Origin of the sequence: Micromonospora sp. DT4 (assembly GCF_049841675.1) — a bacterium.
Classification (GTDB): domain Bacteria; phylum Actinomycetota; class Actinomycetes; order Mycobacteriales; family Micromonosporaceae; genus Micromonospora.
In genome coordinates this window covers 1-1,904 of sequence record NZ_JBNCKT010000262.1, presented here as the reverse complement: position 1 = coordinate 1,904, position 1,904 = coordinate 1, and the positions used below count along the sequence as shown (strand labels likewise).

General features: G+C 62.0%; 1 protein-coding gene. It reads right to left on the bottom strand.

The genetic code is table 11. From position 1 onward, the window contains the following. The coding region (locus ACLQ24_RS29475) for a hypothetical protein (RefSeq protein ID WP_425895003.1) at window positions 1-1,904 on the bottom strand (1,904 nt) is incomplete at both ends.

Genomic DNA, 1,904 nt, shown 5'->3' with positions numbered 1-1,904 from the left:
AACTCGCGGAGTCTGCTCCTTCGGCCTTGGACGAACCCGGACGCGGTGCCGCCAGCGCTCTGGCTATCGCCGCCATCATGGATCTCGGATGCTGACCCGGTGCGCAGCGGCGGCTCGACACTGCGCTGCACGTCACCGGACAGAGCCGGCCCCTCGTTGAACCCGTAATCCCCGACGGCGTCGACATCCATCGCACCCAGCAAGCCTAGTGGCGCGTCCGCCCACACAGGAGCGACGACATCCTGCCCGGCAGCGGCAGCGGAACTACCAGATGCCTCGGCCCCGCCAGACTCAACCTGCACATTCCACAAACCAACAAGACGCCAACCACGCCCGCTGTATTTTATCTCCCACGAACCCTTCAGAAATGAGTCCGCTTGCTTTAATGCTATCCGCACGACTTGGATGGCCATACTGGGATGTGAGGAGCCCTTGTACGCACTCTTAATCTCGGCGTGCGTCACGATTTCGTCGGCCGTGCCGCGCTTGTCGATAAGAAGTCGAAGTACTGAGGCGGCCTTGTTTCCGAGTTCGCACACCTTTTCGCCGTCGCGTTTTAGTTTACGCCCGTCAAGAGACCATTGTGCTTGCGCAGGAGCGTCGACATCCTGCCCGGCAGCAGCAGGGGCAGCGGCAGCATCAAAAGCCAGGTGCCCGGCGCTGTGCTGGGTGGAGGTCGACGCGTACGGCTGATCGGATGCCGACTCGGTGCGAAGCGGCGGCTGGACACTGCCCTGCACGTCGCCGGGCAGAGCCGGCCCCGACAGTGGCGGGGCCAGCATGTCCGGCTCGAAGCCGTCGTGGACGGGATACTGGCTGGCGCCAGAGCCCCAGACGCCGTCGTCAAGGCCGAGTTGGGGTATATCGGTGGTCTGCATGAGGACATCAGGGCCGTCCGGTGGATACATGACCGAACCGGCACCGATCGCCGCCGACATCCCCTCAGCCGTTGGCAACCAATTTCCCCACAAGCCGCCACCGGCCAGCCCAACATCCGACCCTATCTCATCGTTGAACCCGTAATCCCCGACGGCGTCGACATCCATCGCACCCAGCAAGCCTAGTGGCGCGTCCGCCCACACAGGAGCGTCGACATCCTGCCCAGCGGCAGCGGAACTACCAGATGCCTCGGCCCCGCCAGGCTCAACCTGCACATTCCACAAACCAACAAGACGCCAACCTGGTTCACGCCCGTCGTATTCTATCTCCCACGAACCCTTCAGAAATGAGTCCGCTTCCTTTAATGCTCTCCGCACGCAGGCGATAGCCGTACTGGGCTTTGAGATGCCCTCGTACGCACTCTCGATCTCGGCGTGCGTCACGATTCCGTCGGCCGTGCCGCGCCTGCCGATAAGAAGTCGAAGTACTGAGGCGTCGTTTTCTGTGAGTTTGAGTACCTCTTCGCCGTCGCGTTTTAGTTCACGCCCGGCAAGAGACCATTGCGCCTGCGCAGGAGCGACAACACCCTGCCCGACAGTAGCGGCAGCGGCACTAACAGAAACCTCGGCCCCGCCAGACGCAACCTGCACATTCCACAAACCGACAAGACGCCAACCCACTCCATCCCCGCCGGATTCTATCCTCCACGAACCCTTCGGAAATAATTCCTTTTCCTCTAATGCATTCCGTACGTTGCCGATAGCCGTACTGGGCGGTGTGGGGCCCGTGTACACACTCTTGACCTCGGTGCGTGTCACGAATTCGTCGTCCGTGCCGCGCTTTTCGATAAGAAGTCGAAGTAGTTTGGCGGCCTTGTTTCCGAGTTTGCGCACCTCTTCGCCGTCGCGTTTTAGTGTGCGCCCGTCGAGAGACCATTGCACCTGCACGCTATCGCCGGTGTGCTGGCCCGTGGCAGACGACAAGCCAGGCGCGTGCTGCTGGCTACCGCTGTGGTCGGTGGAGGT